The 23,774-nt window shown below is 63.2% G+C and carries 23 protein-coding genes; 14 read left to right on the forward strand and 9 right to left on the reverse strand.

Annotation, left to right across the window (positions count from 1 at the left end):
* Positions 1 to 78: 78 nt before the first annotated feature.
* A complete protein-coding gene (locus ACPPVV_RS11835; RefSeq protein ID WP_426700088.1) occupies positions 79 to 918 on the reverse strand; it encodes an endonuclease/exonuclease/phosphatase family protein in 840 nt (279 codons plus the stop codon).
* Positions 919 to 1,138: 220 nt separating this feature from the next.
* Here ACPPVV_RS11835 and ACPPVV_RS11840 point away from each other — a divergent pair, with 220 nt between their 5' ends.
* Positions 1,139 to 1,552: a GFA family protein gene (locus ACPPVV_RS11840; RefSeq protein WP_426700089.1), complete on the forward strand. Its 414-nt coding sequence runs from the start codon at positions 1,139 to 1,141 to the stop codon at positions 1,550 to 1,552.
* 15 nt (positions 1,553 to 1,567) lie between these two features.
* On the opposite strand, the gene ACPPVV_RS11845 is transcribed toward ACPPVV_RS11840, so the two are convergent.
* The 3 genes from ACPPVV_RS11845 to ACPPVV_RS11855 all read right to left on the reverse strand — a co-directional run bounded on the left by ACPPVV_RS11845 (position 1,568) and on the right by ACPPVV_RS11855 (position 3,703).
* Positions 1,568 to 2,125 (reverse strand): VOC family protein, encoded by a 558-nt coding sequence (locus tag ACPPVV_RS11845; protein WP_426700090.1) that lies wholly within the window; start codon positions 2,123 to 2,125, stop codon positions 1,568 to 1,570.
* Positions 2,122 to 2,748: a TetR/AcrR family transcriptional regulator gene (locus tag ACPPVV_RS11850; RefSeq protein WP_426700091.1), complete on the reverse strand. Its 627-nt coding sequence runs from the start codon at positions 2,746 to 2,748 to the stop codon at positions 2,122 to 2,124. Before ACPPVV_RS11850 ends, ACPPVV_RS11845 begins: the two co-directional genes overlap by 4 nt.
* Positions 2,749 to 2,863: 115 nt before the next feature.
* On the reverse strand, positions 2,864 to 3,703 hold the full coding sequence (locus tag ACPPVV_RS11855; RefSeq protein WP_426700092.1) for an arginase family protein: 840 nt from the start codon (positions 3,701 to 3,703) through the stop codon (positions 2,864 to 2,866).
* A 229-nt stretch (positions 3,704 to 3,932) separates the two neighbouring features.
* Here ACPPVV_RS11855 and ACPPVV_RS11860 point away from each other — a divergent pair, with 229 nt between their 5' ends.
* Together ACPPVV_RS11860 and ACPPVV_RS11865 are read left to right on the forward strand one after the other, a co-directional pair.
* A complete protein-coding gene (locus ACPPVV_RS11860) occupies positions 3,933 to 4,832 on the forward strand; it encodes a hypothetical protein (RefSeq protein WP_426700093.1) in 900 nt (299 codons plus the stop codon).
* A 354-nt stretch (positions 4,833 to 5,186) separates the two neighbouring features.
* Positions 5,187 to 7,103 carry a M61 family metallopeptidase gene (locus ACPPVV_RS11865; RefSeq protein WP_426700094.1) on the forward strand — a complete coding sequence of 639 codons (1,917 nt, stop codon included), beginning with the start codon at positions 5,187 to 5,189 and terminating at the stop codon, positions 7,101 to 7,103.
* 113 nt (positions 7,104 to 7,216) lie between these two features.
* Here the strand turns inward: ACPPVV_RS11865 and ACPPVV_RS11870 are convergent, their stop codons facing one another.
* Both ACPPVV_RS11870 and ACPPVV_RS11875 read right to left on the reverse strand, forming a co-directional pair.
* Positions 7,217 to 8,320 (reverse strand): alpha/beta hydrolase family protein, encoded by a 1,104-nt coding sequence (locus tag ACPPVV_RS11870; RefSeq protein WP_426700095.1) that lies wholly within the window; start codon positions 8,318 to 8,320, stop codon positions 7,217 to 7,219.
* Between the two features lie 19 nt (positions 8,321 to 8,339).
* Positions 8,340 to 9,173 carry an AraC family transcriptional regulator gene (locus ACPPVV_RS11875; protein WP_426700096.1) on the reverse strand — a complete coding sequence of 278 codons (834 nt, stop codon included), beginning with the start codon at positions 9,171 to 9,173 and terminating at the stop codon, positions 8,340 to 8,342.
* A gap of 222 nt (positions 9,174 to 9,395) precedes the next feature.
* On the opposite strand from ACPPVV_RS11875, the gene ACPPVV_RS11880 reads away from it, so the two are divergent.
* Positions 9,396 to 11,339, forward strand: a complete 1,944-nt coding sequence (locus tag ACPPVV_RS11880; protein WP_426700097.1) for a CocE/NonD family hydrolase — start codon at positions 9,396 to 9,398, stop codon at positions 11,337 to 11,339.
* 142 nt (positions 11,340 to 11,481) lie between these two features.
* Here the strand turns inward: ACPPVV_RS11880 and ACPPVV_RS11885 are convergent, their stop codons facing one another.
* On the reverse strand, positions 11,482 to 12,108 hold the full coding sequence (locus ACPPVV_RS11885; protein WP_426700098.1) for a TetR/AcrR family transcriptional regulator: 627 nt from the start codon (positions 12,106 to 12,108) through the stop codon (positions 11,482 to 11,484).
* Positions 12,109 to 12,231: 123 nt separating this feature from the next.
* Between ACPPVV_RS11885 and ACPPVV_RS11890 the strand changes: the two genes are divergently transcribed.
* Both ACPPVV_RS11890 and ACPPVV_RS11895 read left to right on the forward strand, forming a co-directional pair.
* On the forward strand, positions 12,232 to 12,735 hold the full coding sequence (locus tag ACPPVV_RS11890; protein WP_426700099.1) for a DinB family protein: 504 nt from the start codon (positions 12,232 to 12,234) through the stop codon (positions 12,733 to 12,735).
* A 71-nt stretch (positions 12,736 to 12,806) separates the two neighbouring features.
* Positions 12,807 to 13,187 (forward strand): nuclear transport factor 2 family protein, encoded by a 381-nt coding sequence (locus ACPPVV_RS11895; protein WP_426700100.1) that lies wholly within the window; start codon positions 12,807 to 12,809, stop codon positions 13,185 to 13,187.
* A gap of 56 nt (positions 13,188 to 13,243) precedes the next feature.
* On the opposite strand, the gene mug is transcribed toward ACPPVV_RS11895, so the two are convergent.
* Positions 13,244 to 13,780: a G/U mismatch-specific DNA glycosylase gene (gene mug / locus ACPPVV_RS11900; protein WP_426700101.1), complete on the reverse strand. Its 537-nt coding sequence runs from the start codon at positions 13,778 to 13,780 to the stop codon at positions 13,244 to 13,246.
* 130 nt (positions 13,781 to 13,910) lie between these two features.
* Positions 13,911 to 14,507 (reverse strand): TetR/AcrR family transcriptional regulator, encoded by a 597-nt coding sequence (locus tag ACPPVV_RS11905; protein WP_426700102.1) that lies wholly within the window; start codon positions 14,505 to 14,507, stop codon positions 13,911 to 13,913.
* Positions 14,508 to 14,657: 150 nt separating this feature from the next.
* Between ACPPVV_RS11905 and ACPPVV_RS11910 the strand changes: the two genes are divergently transcribed.
* The 8 genes from ACPPVV_RS11910 to ACPPVV_RS11945 all read left to right on the forward strand — a co-directional run bounded on the left by ACPPVV_RS11910 (position 14,658) and on the right by ACPPVV_RS11945 (position 23,629).
* On the forward strand, positions 14,658 to 17,480 hold the full coding sequence (locus tag ACPPVV_RS11910; RefSeq protein WP_426700103.1) for a 2-oxoglutarate dehydrogenase E1 component: 2,823 nt from the start codon (positions 14,658 to 14,660) through the stop codon (positions 17,478 to 17,480).
* Positions 17,481 to 17,549: 69 nt separating this feature from the next.
* A complete protein-coding gene (panD, locus tag ACPPVV_RS11915; RefSeq protein ID WP_426700104.1) occupies positions 17,550 to 17,939 on the forward strand; it encodes an aspartate 1-decarboxylase in 390 nt (129 codons plus the stop codon).
* The gene (locus ACPPVV_RS11920) at positions 17,936 to 19,216 is read left to right on the forward strand and encodes an MFS transporter (RefSeq protein WP_426700105.1); all 1,281 of its coding nucleotides are present in this window, start codon (positions 17,936 to 17,938) and stop codon (positions 19,214 to 19,216) included. Before panD ends, ACPPVV_RS11920 begins: the two co-directional genes overlap by 4 nt.
* A gap of 272 nt (positions 19,217 to 19,488) precedes the next feature.
* Positions 19,489 to 19,836 (forward strand): YciI family protein, encoded by a 348-nt coding sequence (locus ACPPVV_RS11925; RefSeq protein WP_426700106.1) that lies wholly within the window; start codon positions 19,489 to 19,491, stop codon positions 19,834 to 19,836.
* Complete coding sequence (locus ACPPVV_RS11930) at positions 19,837 to 21,087, forward strand: RNA polymerase sigma factor (protein WP_426700107.1); 1,251 nt, start codon at positions 19,837 to 19,839, stop codon at positions 21,085 to 21,087.
* Between the two features lie 196 nt (positions 21,088 to 21,283).
* Positions 21,284 to 22,039, forward strand: coding sequence for a zinc-dependent peptidase (locus ACPPVV_RS11935; RefSeq protein ID WP_426700108.1), 756 nt, complete (start codon positions 21,284 to 21,286; stop codon positions 22,037 to 22,039).
* A 231-nt stretch (positions 22,040 to 22,270) separates the two neighbouring features.
* On the forward strand, positions 22,271 to 22,432 hold the full coding sequence (locus tag ACPPVV_RS11940; protein WP_426700109.1) for a DUF3309 family protein: 162 nt from the start codon (positions 22,271 to 22,273) through the stop codon (positions 22,430 to 22,432).
* Between the two features lie 48 nt (positions 22,433 to 22,480).
* A complete protein-coding gene (locus ACPPVV_RS11945) occupies positions 22,481 to 23,629 on the forward strand; it encodes a mechanosensitive ion channel family protein (protein ID WP_426700110.1) in 1,149 nt (382 codons plus the stop codon).
* Positions 23,630 to 23,774: the final 145 nt, after the last annotated feature.

Here is a 23,774-nt window from a genome sequence, read left to right on the forward strand (position 1 = left end):
CCCACGCACGACCAGCGAACAACCGCGACAAGACATCACGCGCTGTGTAGAGATCATGAAAAGCCGTTGCAGGCAGCTCTATCGAACGAGCTCGGCCACGACCGGGAAGTGGTCGGAGGGATAGCGCGCACCCTCGTGCGTGGTGATCGTGCGGACGGCGATGGCCTTGAAGCCACGGCTCAGGATCCAGTCGATGCGCTGGTCCGGTATCCCGGTGAAGTCATGGAACGTCTTGGCAGGCCCGGATCGCCGAGCCGCCAACATCCAGGCATCTTGCAGCGTATGGGTCAACTCGGCATGCGCCGGCGTATCGGGCGCGCAATTGAAATCCCCGGCCAGGATCACCCGCGTCGCGGACGGGAGCTTGCCAATCCGCTGCAGGATCTCGTTCGCGCTGAGCATGCGCGCGTGCACGTCCTCAGGCCGATACGGGAAATGCGTATTGAAGTAATCGAAGTTGCCGCCACCATCGCGCAGGTGGAATCGGGCCCAGGTAACCATGCGCGGATAGGGTTGGCCCCAGGTTTTGCTGCCGGGTACGTCCGGCGTGTCGGAAAGCCAGAAATCGCCGGAACGCACCACCTTCAGGCGGTCCGTGCGATAGAACACTCCCATGTGCTCACCCTTCGTGCCGCCGTCGCGGCCCTGTCCGAACCAGGCATAGCCCGGCAGGTGCGCGGCAAGATACTCGCCCTGTTCCTGGGTCAGCTCCTGGGTACCGAGCAAGTCCGGATGCTCCGCCTTGATCACCTTCACCATCAGCTCGCGCCGATTCGCCCACGCATTCATGCCGGTATCCACCGGCACGCGCACGTTGAACGTCATGACCCGAAGCGGTGCCCCAGCCGCCAGGCTCGGATCGGCGATGCCAAGTATCAACACGCAGAGAATCACCGAAAACCAGTGGCGCAGGTTCATCACATGCCTCCGGGCACGACGTGACATGGAAAACCCGAGACTAGCGCGGAAGAACTGTCGTGAAACAGTGTCGCCATGTCATTTGCACGGAAACCTCATGCTCGACTCATCGCGATCGATGCTCGCGAAAGTCCAACCCGAAAAAGTCCAACCCGATCCGGGTTTTCCGTTTAATGTGCAAGTCCCGCGTGTATACCAACGAGAACGATGGAGGTTGTCCATGGATCCGATCGAGGTCGCCTGCAACTGCGGCGCTGTCATCGTGCGGTTGACCGCACTGCCCGTGCAGCAGTTCTATTGCCACTGCGACGACTGCCAGCGTGCAGCGGGCAGTCCCTACATCGGCGTCGCGCTGTTCCCCGCAGGGGCGGTACAAGTGCATGGGGATACCGATGCGTGGACACTGCGCGCAATGCCGCGCCGCCGCTGTCGCGCTTGCGGGACGCAATTGCTGGGCGAGGTTCCCGGCGGCGAGATCATCGGCGTCCGCGGCGAGCGGCTGCCGGTCGATGCGTTCAAGCCTCAGTTTCACATTCACTGCCGCCATGCACGGTTGCCGGTGAAGGACACGCTGCCGCATTACGCGGGACTGCCGCCGGAGTTCGGCGGCAGCGACGAACGCGTGGCGTGGTGAACGAGGTGGGTGGTGTCAGTCAAAAGTACTGAGATATTCCGGCGCCGCATCGGCACGGGTGTTCAACTCGAACATCACGCCGCCTGGCGCACGACAGAAAAAACGCGAGCCGCGTGCGTGGTCGATGACGTCCGTTTCCATCGTCACGCCATCCGCCAGCATTCTTGCGTGCAGTGACTCGACATCCGCGCGCGACGGCAGTTCGAAGCCGACGTGGAAGCTGCTCGGCCAGTGCGGGGTATCCGCGTCGACATCCTCGATGACCACGTCGAAGCCGGGACGCTTCAGTATCCAGTGCCCTGACACCGGCGATGTCGTGAATCCGAGATAGGTTTCGAAGAACGTCGCCGTACTTGCCGGGTCGCTGGAAGGAAAGCTGAGATGATTGAGTTTCATGGGGAAAAGCGTATGAGACATGAGGCTTCGGGAAGTGACGAATCGGCTGATCCGGGAGGCTTCATGATGTCGAACGCCCCAGCGCCCGCCAACTCGCATGCGCGATATCGCGCGCTGCCCGCGCCGATGCAGGCGCGGCGACTCCAGCGCCTTTCGGCAGACGACCGCGTTGCTCACATTCCAGCGTGCGAAACCTGGGGCGGCACGTCGAGGTAACCCAGAATCGCCCCCAATAAACGCCGTTCAAGACTTTGTATATCCGACTCGCCGCGTACACCGGCGGCGTCCACCCACAACTGCACCAGGGTGGCGAGATCATCGACGGCAAGCTCCGGATCCGGCTGCGGCGGCAAATCCGGCCGATCGAGCGTGGCACGCAGCAACTCGCGATAGTTGCTGGCGCTTTTCACTTCGCGCTCCGCTTCCGGGCGCGTTTCCTCCACGTCCAGCAGCCGCGCCAGTTCAGGGCGATCGAACTGGTGACGGACGGCGGCACCGACCAGATGGGCCAACGCCGCGCGCCCGTCGGGCGCAGCCAGCGCGGCCGCAGCGTCCTCACCGAAACGCTCCTTCTCGCGGCGCATCAGCGCGATCACCAGCGCGTCCTTGCCCGGAAAATACTGGTACAGCGAACCGATGCTCACGCCCGCCCGCTCAGCCACAAGGTTGGTGTTGAACGCGCCGACTCCATGCCGCTCGATGATCTGCGCCGCCGCCTCCAGAATGCAGGCGTATGTCTCGAGCGCACGTGACTGCATCGGTTTTTTGCGCGGTCGCAACGATGAGGGTGAATCGCTCATATCGGCGGGATTCTACGAAAAAAAACAGTACCCCGTTCACGGCCAGTCGCTTCCGATACCGTGATCGAAGGCTCACTTCCGCGCAACACGCGCAGCAAAAAGGCCTGTCGTGGTTTCATTCGAAGGGACGCGATTGAACCTGATCGCGCCTGGTTGCGGCAGCCTCGCATAGCAATTCGAGGAAGCGGCTACCCTCCTGCGCAGCGCGCTCGTCGGCAGGTGCGAATTCGGTGATCGTCAGGCCGACCAGGCCAGCGGCGGCAGCGTTACGCACCAGGGCAAGTCCGGCATCGAAGGACAGTCGGCCATCGGGATAGGCGACGTGTGGAAATTCGGCGGGATCGAGCGCGTCCAGGTCGAAATGAATGTGGATGGGCCCGGAAACCGCATCAATAAATTGCCCGGTTTCCAGCCATGTCAGGTCACGGGCCCGCTGAAACGCCCAATCGCCCTCATCGCCAACATGCGCCGAGACATAACGAAATTGCGCCGGCGGCAGCGGTGTCGAAAGCAACGACTGCAGATCGGCCGGCGCGTCACCCAGGATCGCGGCGACCGGCATGCCGTGGAAATGGCCACTGGGCGTCGTCGCCACCGTGTTCGCATCGAGATGCGCATCCACCCAGATCACGGTGAGGTCCGGATATCGTCGATGCAGGTAATCGATGACGGCGATATCGCAGGCACAGTCCCCGCCAGCAGTCAGGATGCGCCTGGGCTGCCTCGCATCGAGGATCGCCTGGGCCGAACGGAATTGTTCGACGATCGCCATCCAGCGCTGGATGCCGCCGCTGGCTTCGCCATCGCCGGCGTCCGGGACACGCACGAGCGGCCCGTAATTACGGCAAACCTCGGCCGCGGCCTTCGCGCCGTGGCGCAGATGTTCCGGCCGTCCCGAGCCTTGCCACTGCGGATAGGACAACACCAGATCGAATGGACCATCGAAAGCTTGCACGATTCGCTCCCGGAAAAGTCGCATCAGTATGGGCCAACTCCACTTTCGCGGGCATCACAAAGCGAGGTCAGTTCTTGCGCCAGTTTTTCGTCAAACCCGGGGAGCTCACTCTGACCTTCATCGAGCCTGTCGTACGCTTTTTTTCCAGCACTGGTTCTGCGGGTTCCCGCCGCCCGCTATGCTTGGCCTGCAGGGCGCGGGGGCGCCTACCATCTGGGGAAGCGACACCATGACGATACGATCCAAAGGACCGTTGGCCGGCTTTGGCTGGTTGACACGCGGCTTCAGCGTGGGTTTCCGCCATCCAAAACCGCTGCTCGGAGGCGCAGGAATTCTGGTGCTGGCATGCCTGTTGCCGTCGCTGATCACGCTACCGATGCAGTTCCACACGATGCTGGCAGGCACGCAGCCCAACCCGACCACCATGGTCTGGATCATGGCGATTTCCTTTGTGTTTGGTCTTTTGATTCTGCCGCTCTATGCAGGCTATCTGCAGATGATGGACGCCGCCGAACGCGGACTGCCGGTTCGTGCACGCGATGTCTTCAATCCCTATCGACGAGGCGAAGCATGGCGCTTGATCGGCTACGGACTGGCGATGTTTGTGGTCTATGCAGTGGCGATGGGACTCGTTGTCGTGGCAACGGGCAGCGGTATCGTCACGTGGTACATGCAAGCGCTGGCTGCACAGACCAGCCACCTGCCGCCGCCGGCATTGCCCCACGGCTTCGGGATCATCATCACGCTCCTTTTGCTGATGGCCGTTTTCATCATGGGTCTCTATGCGATCAGCCTTGGCCAGGTCGCGCTGAGCCGCCGCAGCGTCTTCGGCGCCATCGGGGACGGCCTGATCGGCGCACTGAAGAACGTGCTGCCACTGCTCGTCTATGTAGCGAGCGCCACCCTTGCCTGGATTGCCCTGATGATCGTGTTTGTGATCGCAGCCGGCCTGATCGTCCTGCTTGCCAATTTCATCAGCCCATGGCTGGCGCTCGCACTGGTTATCCCGCTTTATATCGCCCTGCTCCTGGCGCTATTCGCGATGATGTTCGGCGTGATGTATTACCTGTGGCGTGATGTTTGCGGCGACGACATCGCGACCAACATCCCTCCGCTGCTCGCCGCCTGATCTGCGCCGTCCGTTCCACACGAAGGCGGCCACGGCTGCCTTCGTATTTGCTCCCAACGCCAGGCGCGGCATCGCGCAAGATTTTGCGGCCGTCCGATCCGGCGGACGCCGTCGGGAAGATGTGCTCCGATCCGGGATTCCGCGGGTGTGCCGGCGGCGCCTGCGAACGAGCACCCGCCCCCCAACACAGCCCACTGCGGGATCGCAGCGTAGTCCTCGGCAAGCGAAAGCCGCCAATGAAAAACGTGTGCCCACCATAACCATGGACTATGCGTGTCTTTTGGCGGTTGAAAATTTACCCGCCACGGGTTCCATTCGGAGTACTCAATCCAGTCGCGTATTCCGGGGTGACACATGAAACGATTGCCATGGCTTCTGGGCGCTGCTGCCTTCATCGCGTCTGTGCCGTGCATGGCGCTGGCGGATGTAGACGTTTCCGCCCATCCCGTCGAGTTGACGGTGGAGCTGCCTCATCCGGCGCAGAAAGTCTTCTACGTGCACGAGGTCATGCCTGTCGAACCCGGCGAGCTGACGCTCTATTACCCGAAGTACATCCCGGGTGACCACTCGCCGGACGGTCCCATCGACACGATGATGGGCCTGCAGATATCGGCTGGCGGCAAAAGGATTGCGTGGCAACGCGATGCCATCGACATGTTCACGTTTCACCTGGTGGTGCCTTCCGGCACGGACCGGATCGACATCCGTTTCCAGTTTCCGGAATCGCGCCGGATCACCCCGAACCTCATGGGTATCAACTGGAATCACGTCGCTCTGTACCGGGCCGGCTACCCGTCCAAGGTTCAGATGTTTCAGCCCACGCTGGTCATCCCTGCGGATTGGGGCTATGCGTCTGCGCTCGATACAGCCACGCACGAGGGCGGACGCATCAGGTTCAAGACGGTGCCGTTCAATACGCTGGTCGACTCGCCGGTCATCGCCGGCAAGTATTTCCGGCAGATCGATCTCACCCCGGCGAATTCGTCGGTGCATCGCTACCTCGATCTGGTCGGAGACAATGCGGCCGCGATCCAGATTTCGCCGATGCAGATTGCCGACTATCGCCGCCTGATCATGCAGGCACAGGCGCTGTTCCACTCGCACCACTACACCGACTATCACCTGCTGCTGACGCTGAGCGACTACACGTCGACCGGCGGCCTGGAGCATCACCAGTCGAGTGACGACCGCGCGCGTGGCGGCACGCACATGTTTGCCGACCCGGATCATTTCATGCTCGATGGCTCGCTGCTGCCGCATGAATACACCCATTCGTGGAATGGTAAATTCATGCGTCCGGCGCAGTTGTGGCAGCCCGATTTCGAGCAGCCCGAGCACAGCTCGATGCTGTGGTCGTACGAGGGCCTCACGGTCTACCTGGGCGACATGCTCACGGTCCGCAGCGGATTGTGGTCGCCGCAGACCTGGCGCGATGCGGTGGCTTACCGCGCGGCAACGCTCGCGCATCGTCCCGGCCGCGAATGGCGACCGATGATAGACACCGGCACCGCTGCGCAGTTGGTCTACGGCGCACCAGGTGCCTGGGCAAACTGGCGCCGAACCACCGACTTCTACCGCGAAGGCCAACTGCTGTGGCTGGCCGTGGACACGCAAATCCGGACGTTGAGTCACGATCAGCGCACGCTGGACGATTTCGCACAACGTTTTTTCAGCGTGGACGACGGCAGCTACACAACCCACACCTATACGTTCGACGACGTCGTCACCGCACTCGACGCGGTACAACCGTACGACTGGGGCAAGTTCCTGCACGGCTGGCTGGACGGCGTGGGCGATGAGGTGCCGCTGTTGTCCGGCATCGACCGCAGCGGCTGGCAACTGGTCTATACCGACCAGCCCTCGTCATACCAGAATGCCCTGGAGAACGTCGGTGAAGGCGAATTGAGCGCGTCGGGCGTCGACGAGATGTTTTCGGTGGGCCTGTTCCTCACGCCCGACGGCCGCATCGTCGACGTGCTGTGGCAAGGCCCCGCCTTCAAAGCCGGGCTCGCGCCGGGCATGAAGCTCGTGGCGATCAACGGACAAAAATACAGCACGCGCCTGTTGCGTCAGGAAATCAGGCAGGCGCATCAGGACAACAAGCCGCTGCAGATACGCGCGCAAGGTGATGGCGTCACCCAGCTGTATACGGTGCGCTATGACGGCGGACTGAAATATCCCCATCTGGTCCGCATGCCCGGCGGAACCGATTACCTGGGCCATATCCTTTCGCCGAAACATGCAGAGAATGGAGCGGATGAAGTGAAGTGATGCCCGACCTGCGCTGACCTACGCCATCGAACACCACGATGCTGTCCGCAGTTCCGCGTGCTTCGGCTGCCTAGGCCATGCATGTCGGGATCGGCCACGTCCGGAACGCGGTGTCAGAAGTTGTCCCCGGCATTTTTTCCAGATGGCCAACTCGCGGAAAAGAACGCTTCGGCGGCGGCGATTGCGGTCGCGTGGGTGCGCTGCTGCGGAACTTTCAGATGCTGGCACAGCGGCACCTGCTGTCGACCTGCGGCGGTGCAGTCGGCGAGAAAATCGTAGTGACCGACATCGTGCAGAGCCTTCAGCGTGGCATGGGGTAGCCGTTGCGCCGCAAGGTCGCCGTTGCTGCGCGGCGGGGCCACTGGATCGGCATCGCCAAGCAGGATGCTGGTCGGCGTTTTCAGTACGCGCAAGCTGGCCGGGGTGATCGCCTCGATCGCACCCGGCGCCATCAGGAACACCGCTTTGATTCCGGGTATCGAATAGTCATCGCCGGCCAGCTTGGCCTGCGCAGCGAACACGGGTTGCTTCAAGGCGGCAATGCGCGCTTCCATGGTCTGGTCCGGCGCCTCCGCCTGCGCCATGCAGGTCGGATCGTGCGGGTTTTCGCGACAGAACTTCAGGTATCGATCGATGTCGGCCCTGCCACCGGCAGTCAGCAGCGCCGTGAAGCCGCCCAGCGAAAAGCCCGCCACGCCCAGTCGCTGCGGATCCAGGTGGGAGGCGATCTGCGGGTCGTGTCGTGCGGCATCGAGTGCCGCCTTCAGGTCCACCGCACGCTCCCAGACCAGCAGGCCGCCGGCCATCGTCATCGGATCACGGCCGTTGTTGCCAGGATGATCCACCGCGATCACCACGTTGCCGGCACGCGCCAGCGCCGTGCCGAACCAGGCCATGATCCGTGCGCTGCCACCGAAGCCGTGCGATAGCAGGATCACCGGATGACGTCCCGGGGCGAACCGCGCATCGGCTGCCGCGCGGCCGGCATTGAACAGCGGTTGCGCCGGCGGTCCGACCAGCAGCGGCGTCTCCACCGCACCGGCAATCGCGGGATACCAGACGGTCACGCGCAGCACATCGCTGTGCTTCGCGTCGCGAATCGCCGCCGTGGGCGTGGTGGTCGTTCGATGCAGCTCACCGACCGTGGCGGCGCAGGCACTCGTGGCCGCGCAAAGCAGCGCGGCGACCAGGAACAGCGGATGGAAACGAATCGTCATACGGTTCTCTCGTTGGAAATCAAAAGGTGCGCAAAGGCAGCCATATCTCGACGTCGCCGACCCCGGTGGCATCGTCGAAGCCTGGGCTGTATTTCTCGAACTCCGGCGCGTCGGCCACCTGCAAACCCGAACGCGGCAGCCAGTCACCGACGAAGGCCTGCCAGGTGCGGCGGATCGCGGAGATGTGGCCATGATGCGTGGCCACCACGTACTCGCGCGCAGGCAGGCGCAAGGTGGCCAGCGCGGGATCGAGCCCTCCGAAATCCTGCACATCGACGCCGGCGATGTATTCGAAACGGCCTTCGTCGTCGCTGTTGCAGAACACGCCGAACGGCGTGCGCTCTCGCCGCAGCAGCGCGGGATGTTGCAAAGACAATCGCTGCCACTGCGCCGGGATGCCTTGTGTCTCGTCCGATGCGTAGCGACAGCCCACGCCGGCAACAAGGCGCATGCCATCCCGCATCAGGCGCGGCTCCTCCAGCGCCACGGCCGCGCCGTCGGCAGTTCGCCAAGGTTCGATCAGGGCGACGCCCGCGAGTGAACCCTGCTCGCGCACACGTGACGGGCTCATCCCGAACTGCTCGCCGAAGGCCCGGGTAAACGCCTCGTGTGAGCCATAGCCGCAGCTCATCGCCAGCTCCAGGATGTCCGGCGCGCCATCAGCCAGTCGCCGCGCCGCCTCGCTCAAGCGGCGCGCACGCAAATAGCGGACCACCGAATAGCCGGTCATGGCAGGGAACAGCCGCGCCAGATGGAAGGCCGACACCCCCGCCAATTCGGCAATGGCTGCGAGCGACAACGGTTCGCCGTAATGACTTTCGATGAACCAGAGCGCTTTCTCGGCAGCGACCATCAACCACCCCACGAACCCACAGACCCGTGCAGGGTAACCGCAAGCGCTTTCGAGACGCTTGATCGCAATTGCGGTGTCACCGGCTGGCCTGCTTCTCCCATCGGGGCAATGAAGTCACGGAGCAAAGGCACATCCTGCCCGATCCGGGTTTGCGTCCATGCGCGAGTCCGCGCAACCGTGATAGGTTGCGGACGCATCCATCATCATCAGGATCCGCTGCACATGAAGACTGTCACTCCAGGCCCGGTACTCGTCTCGCTTGCCTTCCTCCTGTCAGCCGCTGCATTCGCGGCGTCCCCGGCGGGACAGGATTCCGCGAAGATCACGCCCGACATGATCCAGACCGCGTCGGATATCCCGGCCGACTGGAAGCAGCCGCAGGGCAACTTCGACTACGTCAAGCGCGACGTCATGATCCCGATGCGCGACGGCGTAAAGCTGCACACCGTGATCGTGATCCCGAAGGGCGCCCACGATCTGCCGATGCTGCTCGAACGCACGCCTTACAAGGCCAGCGGCTTCATGCCCGACAAGAGCCCGCGCATGGCCGACGCCGTGTGGTCGGGCGACAAGGACTGGGCCGATGGCAGCACCATCCTTGTGTGGCAGGACGTGCGCGGCAAATACGGATCGGAAGGCAAGTACATCATGACGCGGCCGCCGATGGGACCGCTCAACCCGACCAAGACCGACGACACCACCGATGCCTGGGACACCATCGACTGGCTGGTGAAAAACATCAAGCAGTCCAATGGCAACGTCGGCATGATCGGCTCGTCCTATGACGGCTGGACGGTCGCCATGGCCCTGCTCCACCCGCACCCCGCGCTGAAGGCCGCAGCGCCGGAGAGCCCGATGATCGACGGCTGGATGGGTGACGACTGGTATCACTACGGCGCCCTGCGCCAGATGAACCTCGACTACTTCACCGGGCAGATGACGGCGAAGGGCGAGGGAGAAAGCATGTCGCGCGATGACTACGACGACTACACCAATTTCCTCGACGCGGGTTCGGCCGGCGCCTATGCCGAGGCCAACGGCTTGAAACAGCTTCCCTGGTGGAACCGCTTTTCCGCGCACCCCGCCTACGACACCTTCTGGCAACTCCAGGCGCTCGACAAGCTGCTCGTCGCGCATCCCTCCAACGTGCCGACGATGTGGCTGCAGGGCCTGTGGGATCAGGAGGACATCTACGGTGCCGTCCACGCCTGGGAAGCGCTGAAGAAGTCCGGGCACGGCGCCAACAACCATCTCGTGATGGGGCCCTGGTGGCATAGCCAGATCAATCGCGACGGCTGGACCATGGGCCCGCTCAAGTGGCCGGGCAACACCACCGCGCAATTCCGCCAGAACGTAATGATCCCCTGGTTCAACCACTACCTGCGCGGCACGCCGCTGCCCAAGCCGCTGCCCGAGGCGATGATTTACAACCCGGTAGGAGAACACTGGGACGGCTTCGCCGACTGGAAGGTGGCGAGCGACCAGCAGCTCACCCCGCTCTTCCTGCAGGCGGACATGGGCCTGGGCTTCCAGCAGCCCGCCGACGGCGATGACAGCTACGTCTCCGACCCGTCCAAACCGGTGCCGTATCTGCCGCGCCCGATTCCGCAGAAGAACGATCGCTGGCGTACCTGGCTGGTGCAGGACCAGCGTTTCGCCGAGAGCCGCCCCGATGTGCTGACCTACACCACACCGGTGCTGACCAAGGCCGTAACGGTTCAGGGCGCACCGATCGCCGACCTTTTCGCCAGGACCAGCGGTACCGATGGTGACTTCGTGGTGAAGCTGATCGACGTCTACCCCGGCAGCTATCCGGCCGACTCCGGGATGGGCGGCTACGAGCTGCCGGTGTCGCTCGACATCTTCCGCGGGCGCTATCGCAAAAGCTTCTCCGATCCCTCGCCGATCCCGGCGAACCAGGTACAGGAATACAAATTCCGCCTGCCCACGGTGAACTACGCGTTCAAGCCCGGCCACCGGATCATGGTGCAGATCCAGTCGAGCCTGTTTCCGCTCTATGACCGCAATCCGCAGACCTGGGTACCCAACATCCTTTTCGCCAAGCCGTCGGACTACCAAAAGGCGACAGTGACGATCGAACACGGCCCCGATGGACGCAGCGCCGTGCTGTTGCCGGTGGTGGCGCACTCGACCGCCAGCAACTGACCGCCCCCGGGCCGAAAAGCGAAAGCCCAGGAACGGGAAAAGGCTCGGCCCGGGCTTTCGCAAAAAACGCACAAAACAGGGCTCGGATTTTACTTTTTGAGAAGTACGACTTGACCTGTTTTCACTGCGCGGGGCTATTGAGCTAGCCCGTCAGGTATCCGGTCACGAGACACGTGGCCTCGTCGATGAGCGCCGCCATTTTTTCGTCCGGAAGTATCCTGGAATAGTGCAGCACCGCGTTGTGCGTCAGCGCCTCGATCGTGGTCACGCATACAAACGAGGCGAGCTCCAGATCATCCACGCGCAGTTCGTCCCGGTGGCTTTCGAGGTACGTTCTGAACAGGGTGAAGTTCTCACGATTGAAGGTTGCCAGCTTTTCGAGCTTGCCCACGCGTGGAATCTGCTCCGCGAGCGCGCAATGCAGCTTGGGATCGACACGGTGCGCCTTGACCGCGACGGCGACAAGCTTGCGCATCGCCTTCTCCACCGGCTGAGACAGGATATCCGCCAGCTCGCCCCGAACCGCTTGCATGATCTCGTGCTGGTGGCGTTCGATAACGGCAGCAACGAGCGCCTCCTTGCTGGGAAAATATTGGTAGAGCGAACCGACGCTCACTCCCGCCACTTCCGCGATGCGATTGGTGCTGGCCTTGTCGAAGCCTTCCTTGACCAGAATGCGAGCAGTCGCCTCGACGAGCACGTCGACCGTTGCGCGAGATCGCTCCTGAGAGGCGACTTTCCTGGGTTTTGTAAGCGGTTTGCGCGCCATTTTTCCACGCCGCCGATGCGAGTATCGAACGCGAATGATCGCTCGTATTCTGCCCAACGTGGACATGACAAGGCAACACCTCCGCAGCGCACGAGATGTGCAAATCCATCGGGAGACAGCGACATGCACGACACATTGCAGCATTTGTTCCGATACAAAGCCTGGGCGAACGACGAACTGTTGACCTCGTTGGCCAGGCTTGGCGACGACTCCCCCATAACCGGATTGGCCATCAAGGCCTTGAGCCATAGCTATATCGTCGATCGCATCTTCGCGGCACACATGCGACGGGAGGCCCACGCGTACACGTCGGCCAACTCAATCGAAATGCCGACGCTGGAGCACTTGTCCGCGGACATCAGGAACAGTGATCGGGAATATATCGACTACGTGTCGACGCTCGATCGCGATCAATTGGCGGACCGGATCGACTTCACGTTCACCGACGGTGTCCCGGGGCGCATGTCCCGCGAGGAGATGCTCATGCATGTGATCACCCACGGCACAGGCCATCGCGGACAGGTCAGCGCCGTCATGCTGCTCAATTCCCTTTCACCGGCAAAGGATGGCTTCACGACCTTTCTGCATGAGGCGGAGGCGTCGACCAGGAGGCGCGTTGCCGCGTAAAACGCGCGTCACTCGTCGGGAAGGACCCATGGTACGGTGGCGCAACAGCGGATCGACGATGGAGGTCCGACATGCAAGATCAAGAGATTCGGGCGGCTCTGGATCGTCACTGGGCGGCTTCCGACGCGAACGATTTCGAAGAAGAGCACCGAATTTATCGCGAGGACGCGGTCCTCGAATATCCGCAGTCGGGCGAGCGCATTCGTGGGCGACAGAAGATCCAGGCGTCCCGCATCGCGCAGCCGAACCGGAAACGCTTCACCGTACGGCGGATAGTCGGCACAGGCGACCTCTGGGTTACGGAATTCGTCTTGACCTACGATGAGCGACCGTCCTACTCCGTGAGCGTCATGGAGTTCCGCGAAGGGAAAGTGGCACGAGAGACCCAGTATTTCGGCGATCCGTTCGAGCCGGGATCTTCGCGCGCTGCATGGGTCGAGCCGATGTCCTGAAGCCAGGCCATCGCATGGCGAAAAACAATGGGGTCGCCTCAGCAGTTTGCTTCGGCTCAGGCGGTCAAGGCAGACAAGGCGCGCGGAACGTCGAGCGCCCGTCGCAGTTCGCGATAGGCAACCACGAGATCGTCAAGGGAAAAATGCCGGTTGCGTCCGCTGGGATTGGGAAGCACCCACGCTTCGCTGCCGCCGAACGATTGCGTCTGTCGCCCCCATGCAAAAGGGACTCCTTCGACATAAACGGCCCATGCGGGCTTGCCCAGGAAGGCGATGGCTTGCGGTCGCAACCGGCGGATTTTCGCTTCGAGATCGCGCAGTCCCGCGCGTAACTCGGTAACGTGGACATCGGCAGCGGAGCGCGACGCACGTGGAACCACGGCGGTCATGCCATACCCGAACTCGAGCAGCCTGGCGTCATCGCAGGGTTGAAGCTGTATCGGAGTGAATCCGGCCAGATGCAAGGTCGGCCAGAAGCGATTGCCATGGCCGTCGAAGTGATGCCCTGCCCCCGCTGCACGCTGGCCCGGATTGATGCCACAGAATACCGCAGACAAGCCGGTCGCGAGAATGTCCGGAAGCATCGGGGTCATCGGTACCCTCCCGACAACCCACGGCCAGCCTTCCTGGCTCGATCACGATGGACCACGGCCACGATCGAATCGAGGCATCCTCGCGTTTCACAAAGGCCCATGTCTTTGTGCCGTATGTCTTTGAAGCGAATCACCGCTTCTGTGTCGTGCGAGAGAATTCACGGGCAACGCTGCGCAGAAGCAGGCGACCGATGGAGGGATCGCCGTGACGTCCCGTCATCTGCGCGCGAACCACCGATCCTTCGATGACGACCATGACCGCTTCGGCGACCTGTCGTGGACGTGACAGCTCCAGGCGATTCGCGAGCTCTTCGATGTAGACCGCCAGGTCGGTCCTGTGGTCGGCTACGACCCGGGCGATCGGCGCCTCGCCGTGGGCTCCCTCGGCGACCGAATTGACGAACGTGCAGCCCCGGAAATCGGACCATGCAAACCACGCCTCGAGCGCGTCGGCAATGACTTCCAGCCCCGCGCCCCGCTTCCTCAGTCGACCATCGACCTCGGCGCGGAACCAGTCGATCCATTCTTTGCGCCGACTCTCGAGGAAGGCCACGATGAGGTCCCGCTTGGCCGGAAAATGGCGATAGAACGTCATTTTCGCCACTCCCGACTCGGCAATGATCCGGTCGATCCCGGTAGCACGGAGACCTTCCCCGTAGAAAAGACGATCCGCCGTATCCAGGATGCGCTGGCGGGCGGGAGCGGCGTTTTCGGGATTTGCAGGCATGAGCGACGGCCTCCTTTTTCTGGATCTTGACATACAGACCTGTCTACCTCAAGCTTTGTAGACAGACCTGTCTAGTCATAAGGATGGGTACACGGCCCGGCGAAATGATCCGCCGCTCGTTGCAGCAGTCTTCTCGTAAGGATTCGCCTCGTGAACGACCTATCGCGAAACTCCCTTCTCGACTTCTTTGCGGAGACATCCTTCCTCAACACCGGAAGCGCGCCTTACATCGAGTTTCTCGCCGAGAAATACGAGCGGGACCCGGCTTCGCTACCCCAGCAGTGGCGCGCAGCGCTTGGCGACATCGTGACCCGCCCTCCACCGTCCTTTCCGCAAGAGTCGACGGTATCCACCGCCGAGACGGGCATCAGGGCGATCAAGGATGCCGTGGGCGCACTGGCGCTGGTCCAGGCATTTCGCATGCGAGGTCACTTCGACGCGTCGCTCGATCCTCTTGGCCTTCGAAGCGAGCCGCCGCCCGTGGAGCTTGACCATCGGGCGCACGGCTTTTCCGACGCGGACCTGGATCGCACGATGTTCGTCGATGGCGTACTGGGCCATGAGAAGACGACGCTTCGCAAGCTGCAGGCCGCGCTTCGCGAACGCTATTGCGGAACGATCGGCTATGAATACATGCACATCGCCGATCACGAGCAACGACAGTGGCTGCAGCAGAAGATCGAAGGCGATGCGCCGATCGGCCGGCTGAGCGATGACGAGAGGATGGACGTCCTCGAAAAGCTTGTCGAAGTGAAGGGATACGAGCGCTACCTCGACAAGAAATTTGTCGGCACCACGCGCTTCGGCCTGGACGGCGCCGAAGCCACCATCCCCGCGCTGGAGGCGATCATCCAGCTGGCATCGCACCACGGTGTGACCGACGTCGTGCTCGGCATGGCCCACCGTGGCCGCCTCAACGTATTGAGCCAGGTGCTCCGCAAGCCGCACCGCGCGATCTTCCATGAGTTCAAGGGGGGATCGTTCCTGCCCGATGACGTGGAAGGCTCGGGCGATGTGAAGTATCACCTCGGTGCGTCTGCGGATCGGGAGTTCGATGGGCGGAAGGTGCATCTTTCGCTCCTGGCCAACCCGTCGCATCTTGAAATCGTGGATCCGGTCGTTCTCGGCAAGGTACGTGCGAAGCAGGATCATCGGGCAGACCACGCGGAACAGTCGAGCATCCTTCCCTTGCTGATCCATGGCGACGCCGCCTTCGCCGGCCAGGGCGTGGTGGCCGAGTGCTTTGCGTTCTCCGGGCTGGAAGGTTATCGAACCAGCGGCTCGGTGCACTTCATCGTCAACAACCAGATCGGATTCACGACGGATCCTGGTTATTCGCGCTCGTCGCCCTACCCATCCGACCTGGCCAAGATGGTCGACGCGCCGATTTTTCACGTGAACGGTGACGATCCGGAGGCGGTGGTCGCGGTATCGCGGCTTGCGCTGGAGTACCGGCAGGCCTTCGGCAAACCCGTGGTGATCGACATGGTCTGCTTCCGGTTCTACGGACACAACGAAGGGGACGAGCCGGCATTCACGCAACCGCTAATGTACAAGGCGATCCGTTCGCACGCCTCCACGCTCGAGATCTACGCGGATCGACTTCGCGCCGAGGGCGTCGTGACGGCTGAGGCGCTGGACGGCATGAAGGCGAGATGGCAGGCCCACCTCGATACGGAGTTCGAAGCGAGCCAGAACTTTCGCCCGGACAAGGCGGACTGGCTGGGCGGACGCTGGCAGGGTCTGCGATCATCGCGCGGCGCGCCGGGAGAAGGCAAAACCGCGGTCGAGCCGGAGATATTGAGCTTGGTGGGCGCGGCACTGACGCGCGTCCCGGACGGGTTCACCGTGCACCCCACCGTCCGACGTTTCCTCGATGCACGTGGCAAGACGATCACCGACGGAAGCAGCATCGACTGGTCGACCGCGGAAGCACTGGCGCTCGGCACTCTCGTCAATGAAGGCACGTCAGTTCGCATGACGGGACAGGACACCGAACGAGGCACCTTCTCGCAGCGTCACGCTGTCCTGAACGATCAGGTGACCGGCAAGCGATGCCTGCCGATCACTTCGATCGCCGGCAACGGCGCATCGTTCGACATCTTCAACAGCCTGCTTTCCGAAGAAGCCGTAGTGGCCTTCGAGTACGGCTACACCCTGGCCGAGCCGCACGCGCTGGTGGTGTGGGAGGCGCAGTTCGGCGATTTCGCCAATGGCGCGCAGGTGGTCTTCGACCAGTTTCTTTCTTCGGGCGAACGCAAGTGGCTGCGCATGTCCGGGCTGGTGTGCCTTCTGCCCCATGGTTTCGATGGACAGGGCCCCGAGCATTCGTCGGCACGACTCGAGCGTTACCTGCAGAGTTCGGCGGAGAACAACTGGCAGGTCGCCAACTGCACGACGCCGGCGAACTACTTTCATATCCTACGACGCCAGGTGCGGCGGGATTTTCGCAAGCCGCTGATCCTCATGACGCCCAAGAGCCTGCTTCGGCATCGTCGGTGCAGATCCGCGTTCGACGAGTTGTCGACAGGCACATCGTTCCAGCCCGTGCTTCGGGACGATGCCGACGTCGCGGGAAGGACACTGGAGCTTCTCCCCGACGCGAAGATCCGGCGTGTCATCGCCTGCTCGGGCAAGGTGTACTTCGACTTGCTGGACGAGCGGGAAAAACTCGAACGCCGCGACGTGTACCTGATTCGCATCGAGCAGCTCTATCCGTTTCCGGTGGATGAGTTCACTCGCGAGTTGGCGCGATTCCCCGGCGCCGAGCTGATCTGGTGCCAGGAAGAGCCGAGGAACATGGGCGCCTGGACCTATATCGAGCCTCTCGTGCGTGAGGCGCAACTCGCGATACGTAGCGAGGCGGCACCGCCAAGGTATGCAGGCCGCGATTCCTCGTCATCACCCGCCGTCGGCTTGCCCGCCCAACACCAGGAACAGCTGGCGCGATTCCTCGCCGAGGCCTTCGCCTAACGCAGGCGGGCAAGTCATTTACAACAATCCCGGACTGTCGACCGGTTCCCCAACGCCATCGAGACACCCATGCAACTGAACATGCTCAAGTGCAAGATCCATCGCGCCACCGTGACTCACGCCGAGCTCAACTATGAGGGTTCCATTGCCATAGATGGCGAGCTTCTGGACGCCGCAGGCATGTGTTCGTATGAACAGATCCACGCCTGGAACGTCACCAATGGGCAGCGCTTCGTCACGTATGCCATTCGCGCCGACGAAGGCTCGGGCACCATCTCGGTGAACGGAAGCGCCGCGCGGCGCGTATCGACAGGAGACGTGTTGATCATCGGCGCCTTCGCCGTGATACCGCGCGACGAGTGCATGGCGCATCAGCCACAGCTGGTGTACGTCGACGCGGCCAATCGCATGGCGCGCATGACCCGTTCGATTCCGAAGCAGGTGGTCCAGCCGACATGAGCAGCCTGCCTGTTGTATCCATCAACCCACATGTGCCTGCGGTTGCGTCCCGCGGCAAGATCATCATGATGGCGATCATCGCCGGCGCGGTGATCACCAATATCTATTGCACCCAACCGATTCTGCCGCTGATCGCCTCGAGCCTGCGGGTCGACCTGACGGCAGTCGACCTCGTCGCCAGCGCGGCGCTGCTCGGCTTTGCCAGCGGACTGGCCTTTCTGTTGCCAATGGGCGACCGCTTCGATCGACGCAAACTCGTGCTCGGCCAGATCGCGCTCGCCTTCGGCTTTGCATTGGCGGCGGCATTCGCGCCCGGCATCTGGCCGCTGATCGCGGCATCCTTCGGTCTTGGCGTCGTCAGCTGCGTGCCGCAGCAACTCGTACCTTTCGCGGCCGTCATGTCGCCGCCGGCCGAACGTGGACGTTCGGTCGGCACGGTCGCAAGCGGCATCATGATAGGCATCCTGCTTGGCCGCACCATCAGCGGTGTGATTGGAGCGGCCTACGGATGGCGCGCGGTGTACGGTGTGGAAGCGGCATTCATGATCCCGGTCTGGATCGCCGCCGCCTCGCTCCTCCCGCAAGGCTTGCCCAGCACGAATCTGTCCTACGGACGCTTGCTCGCTTCGCTGTGGCCGCTCGCGCGGGACCATCGTCCGCTTCGCGAATCGATGATGGTCCAGGCACTGCTGTGGGCCTGTTTCAATGCCTTCTGGGTCAACCTGGCAGCGCTCCTGGCAAACGGGCCTAGACACCTTGGCAGCGCATGGGCGGGTGCCTTCGGCATCATCGGCGCGGCCGGTGCGCTGGCTGCTTCCATTGGCGGGCGCGCGAGCGACCGGCGTGGGCCGCGCAATATCATTGCTACGAGTATCGGCATCGTCACGCTTGGCTACATGCTCCTCATCGGCGCGGAGGTTTCGCTCACCGCCCTGGTGATCGGCGTCATCGTGCTCGACATCGGCGTGCAGTTGGGTCTTGTGTCCAACCAGACGCGTGCCTTCGCCGTCGATCCGAAAGCTCAGGGTCGCATCAACAGCCTCTACATGACCGCCACCTTCTTCGGCGGCGCGCTCGGCGTGACGGTCAGCGGCTGGCTGATGACCCGCTTCGGCTGGACGGGCATCGTCACGTTTGGTGTCGTCCTCGGACTGATCGCTTTCGCCATTCACTGGATGGGCGGGCTCCGCGCGACGGACGACAGCAGCCCGGATGTCGATGTGCTGCCCGAGGAAAACCGGCTCTCGTCGAGCCCGAATGGAAGCGAAGCATCTTAGAGGCGCCACCCAGGTCAGGTTCCATCATCGGCTTTCGAGGACCTGCAACGCGTCCTTGGGACAACACTTCAGGCCGAGGCGAAAAGACGTGGGCTGCCCACAAGCTTGCGTCTGTGCCGGACGCGGTGGAACCAGGCCAGGAGGCATTCGACGCCCTCCGCCCCGGTTTTCGTTCAATCGGTAAGATGGGCGGTGTCCAAATCACCGAACCTCGCGCGTCATGAGAATGGCGGTGCACACTGCCCGCCGATCACTCATTGTGGAGAACACCGATGCAATATTTATTGATGCTGTATGCGGACGAGGGCGGCTGGTCGCGGATGCCGCCGGCAGAGATGGAGCAGGCCGTCGCGGCGTATGGGGCCTATACGCAGGCATTGCAGACGGCCGGTGTGCTGCTCGGCTCGAACCGCCTGCAAGACACTGCAGTCGCGACTACCGTACATGTCACGGACGGCAAGTCGCAGGTACAGGATGGCCCCTATGTGGACTCCAAGGAGCAATTGGGCGGCTATTACCTGATCGACGTGGCCGACCTGGATGCGGCGCTGGCCTGGGCGGCGCGCTGCCCGGGCGCAAGCCATGGCACGATCGAAGTACGGCCGGTCTGGAGCATGTAGTTGGATAGTGCGGCGCAGGCGCGCAGTACCGCCGACGCCGTCGCACGTCGCAGCTACGGCAAGCTGGTCGCTTTTCTGGCCGCCGCCATGCGTGATATGGCGGCGGCCGAGGACGCGTTGTCCGAAGCCTTTGCCGCCGCGCTGGCGGACTGGCCGCGCAACGGCTGTCCGGCGAATCCGGAGGCGTGGTTGTTGACCGTGGCCCGGCGCAAGGGAATCGATGGCATTCGTCGCCGCCGCAGTGGCGAAGCGGCCGCCGTGCAGTTGCAGATTCTGGCGGAGGTCGACGAAGCCACGTCGGCGGTGACGGATGACGCGGCCATTCCTGATCAGCGCCTTGCGTTGCTGTTCGCCTGCGCGCATCCGGCCATCGATGCCGGCATCCGCGCACCCTTGATGTTGCAGGCGGTGCTCGGCCTGGATGCGAAGACCATCGCCTCCGCGTTTCTCGCGTCACCGGATGCCATGGGCAAACGCCTCGGGCGCGCGAAGCAGAAGATCCGCGAAGCCGGCATCCCGTTTGCCATCCCCGCGCGCGACGAACTGGCCGGCCGGCTGGACGGCGTGCTGGATGCGATTTATGCCGCCTTCGCCGAAGGCTGGAGCGATCCCGGCGGCACCGATATGGTCCGTCGCGATCTCACCGCGGAAGCGTTGTTCCTCGCCGGCCTGGTGGCCGGCATGCTGCCGCAGGAACCGGAAGCGCTTGGCTTGCTGGCCTGCATGCAGCACGCGGAAGCAAGACGCCGCGCGCGTCGCAACGCAGACGGCGACTACGTGCCACTGGCCGAGCAGGATGTCGCGCTGTGGGACACGGTGATGATCAACGAGGCCGAGGCATTGCTGTTGCGTGCGAGCACGCTGGGCCGCATCGGCCGCCACCAGCTTGAAGCCGCGCTGCAGTCGGCGCATGTCGAGCGCCGCTGCAGCGGGCGTACCGACTGGACGCCGGAAGTGCAGATCTACGACGCGCTGCTCGCACTCTCCGGCTCGCCGGTGGTCGCGCTCAACCGCGCGCTGGCCATCGCCGAACTGCACGGCCCGCATGCCGCGCTCGAGATCGTGGAGGCACTCGCTGTCGGTGGTCGGCTGGTCGACTATCAACCCTACTGGGCAGCACGTGCGGCGTTACTGGCCAGGACCCATGCGTATCCCGAGGCCCGCGACGCCTTCGACATGGCGATCGGCCTTGCCAGCGACCCCGCCGTCCGCCGCTTCCTGCAGGAACGCCAGGCCGCGCTACCGCGCTGAGCTTGCCGTGATGGAACCGGGTAAGAAAAGACCCGGTGTCCGGCGTTTGCCCACGTTTTGATGTGCGCCTGCCGAGAGCGGGTCCGGGTTGGCGTGGCATCCGGCGTCCCCATATCGGACACCATCCAGGCCTGCCAAAAAGTGCCTGCCTCAAGGGCGCTGTCCCGATGCGCCCTCCCTCCTCCTGCATGTGGCCATGTTCAAGACCATCAGAAATTGGCGCATAAGGCGCATCGTCGCCCGGCACCCGATCGCCGAACCGCTCTGGCGGGATGCGCTCCAGCGCTGTGCCCCCGCGCGTCGGCTGGGCGCTTCCGATCAGGCTACGTTGCGCGTGCTGGCGACGTTGTTCCTTGACCGCAAGTCGCTGGAGCCGGTCAAGGGGTTGCATCTCGATGACGCCGACCGCGTTTTGCTCGCGGCCCACGCCTGCATACCCATCCTGAAACTGGGTCTCGACTGGTACGACGGTTGGCACAGCATCATCGTGTACCCCGATGCATTCATTCCACGCCGCACACAAATCGACGCAGCGGGAGTGGTTCATCAGAACAACTCCGTGTTGGCCGGGGAGGCATGGGGACGTGGGCCGGTGATCCTGTCGTGGGCGAATGTGCTGGCTATCGGAACGAAGCCCGGGCACAACGTGGTCATCCACGAAATGGCCCACAAACTCGACATGCTCAATGGCGACGCCAACGGTTTCCCCCCACTGCACCGGCGGATGGATCGCCACGTGTGGTGGCAGGTCTTCTCGAGCACCTGGGATCGACTTCAGGATGAGCAACGCAACGGCGTCGACTTGCCGATGGATCCGTATGGGCTTGAAAGCCCGGCCGAGTTCTTTGCGGTTGCCAGTGAGCAGTTTTTCGAAGCACCGGCCACGTTGCGCCAGCATTTGCCCGAGGTATATCGGCAGCTCACGCAATTTTACCGGCAACACCCCTTCTGAGCGCCGAGTGTTCAAGAACAAGCGTCGGGGGTGCAACGGGTGGCATGGCGCTGGCGAGAATGCCGGGGAAAGCGCGCTCCTCCTCCCCCCGTTTTCCCGTTTCGGGTGGCGATTTTCAGGCATTGACGGCCCGTGCACCGGCAGGCTGCGATGGTACAGCCGTCGCGTGCAACGGCGTGGGTAGGCCGTCATCCGTGACTGGCCCCGAATCCCTTCAAAAGGAAAACGAACATGTCGCTCTCATTGTTGATCGTCATTGTGCTGGTGCTGTTGCTGATCGGTGCGCTGCCAACATGGGGCTACAGCCGATCATGGGGCTACCGCCCAACCGGCGGCATCGGCCTGATCCTCGTTATCATCCTCGTGCTATGGCTGCTTGGGATGTTCCGTTGATGTGAACCGTGGGCTGTCCACATCGGCTGCGACAGACTGAATCGCATGATGGATGAGTTTTCCACGCTGTTGCAGCACGACACCTGGATGCGACTTGGCTTGGCGGTGATCCTCGGATTGTTGCTGGCGTTGATGCTTCGCACCGCGGCTCATGCATTGCTGCGGCGCCTGGCGAAGGGGCATCCGGTGGCAGCGGACATCATGGGCCGCGCGAGCGCGCCGATGGAATGGCTGATGCCATTGCTGACGCTCACGATTGCCTTGCGCACCTGGCCGTCGACCCACTCAGCCACGTTCGCCCTGCTGCAGCACCTTCTGCTGATCGCCTTGCTGGCAGTCGGCACGTGGCTGGTGGTGCGCTGCATCGGTGCGTTCGAGGGCGCGACACTGCGACGCTATCCCATGGACGTGGCGGACAACCTGCAGGCGCGCCGGGTCGTGACCCAGGTGCGCGTGGTCGGACGCATTGCCGATGTCATCGTGGTCTTTATCGGCGCTTCGATCATCCTGTTGACGATTCCCGGTGTGCGCCAGCTCGGCGCCAGCCTGCTTGCTTCCGCCGGCGTGGCCGGGCTAGCGATCGGACTGGCTGCCAAACCGGTATTGAGCAACCTGATCGCCGGCCTGCAGATCGCCCTGACCCAGCCGATCCGACTGGACGACGTGGTGATCATCGAGGGTGAATGGGGCCGCATCGAGGAGATCACCGGCAGCTACGTCGTCGTGCGCATCTGGGACGAACGCCGGCTGGTGGTGCCGCTGAACTGGTTCATCGAGAACCCCTTCCAGAACTGGACGCGCAGCAGTTCGCAGTTGATCGGCACGGTTTACCTGATGCTGGATTACCGCATGCCGCTGGCACCCTTGCGCGAAGAGTTGAATCGACTGTGCGAGGCCGCACCGGAATGGGATCGTCGCGTCTGCGTGCTACAGGTCACCGACGCCAACGAACACACCATGCAGTTGCGCGCCTTGGTCAGTTCATCCGACTCCGGTCGCGGTTGGGACCTGCGCTGCCACGTGCGCGAGGGCCTCATCGCCTATGTCCAGGCCAACCATCCCGACGCCTTGCCGCGCTGGCGCGGTGAGCTTGAACCGAGCGGCCGCACGACGGACCAGACGCCGATGTCACGCACCCCCGAGCCCCAGCACAGTCCCTCGCCGGAAGATGGCGGCCCGCTGCGTGCCGACGGGTGACGCGCGGCTTCGTTCAGCACTTGTGACCATCGCCGCCACGGCGGCATGAAACCGGAAAGTACCCAGCGCCCGAGGCTTCGGCACGCTCGATGAGTCGGCTTCGCCGTCGGCTCGACGGAGCGTTATGCTGTGCCATCGCCACCGT

Source organism: Rhodanobacter sp. Col0626 (genome assembly GCF_049994385.1).
Lineage (GTDB): Bacteria > Pseudomonadota > Gammaproteobacteria > Xanthomonadales > Rhodanobacteraceae > Rhodanobacter.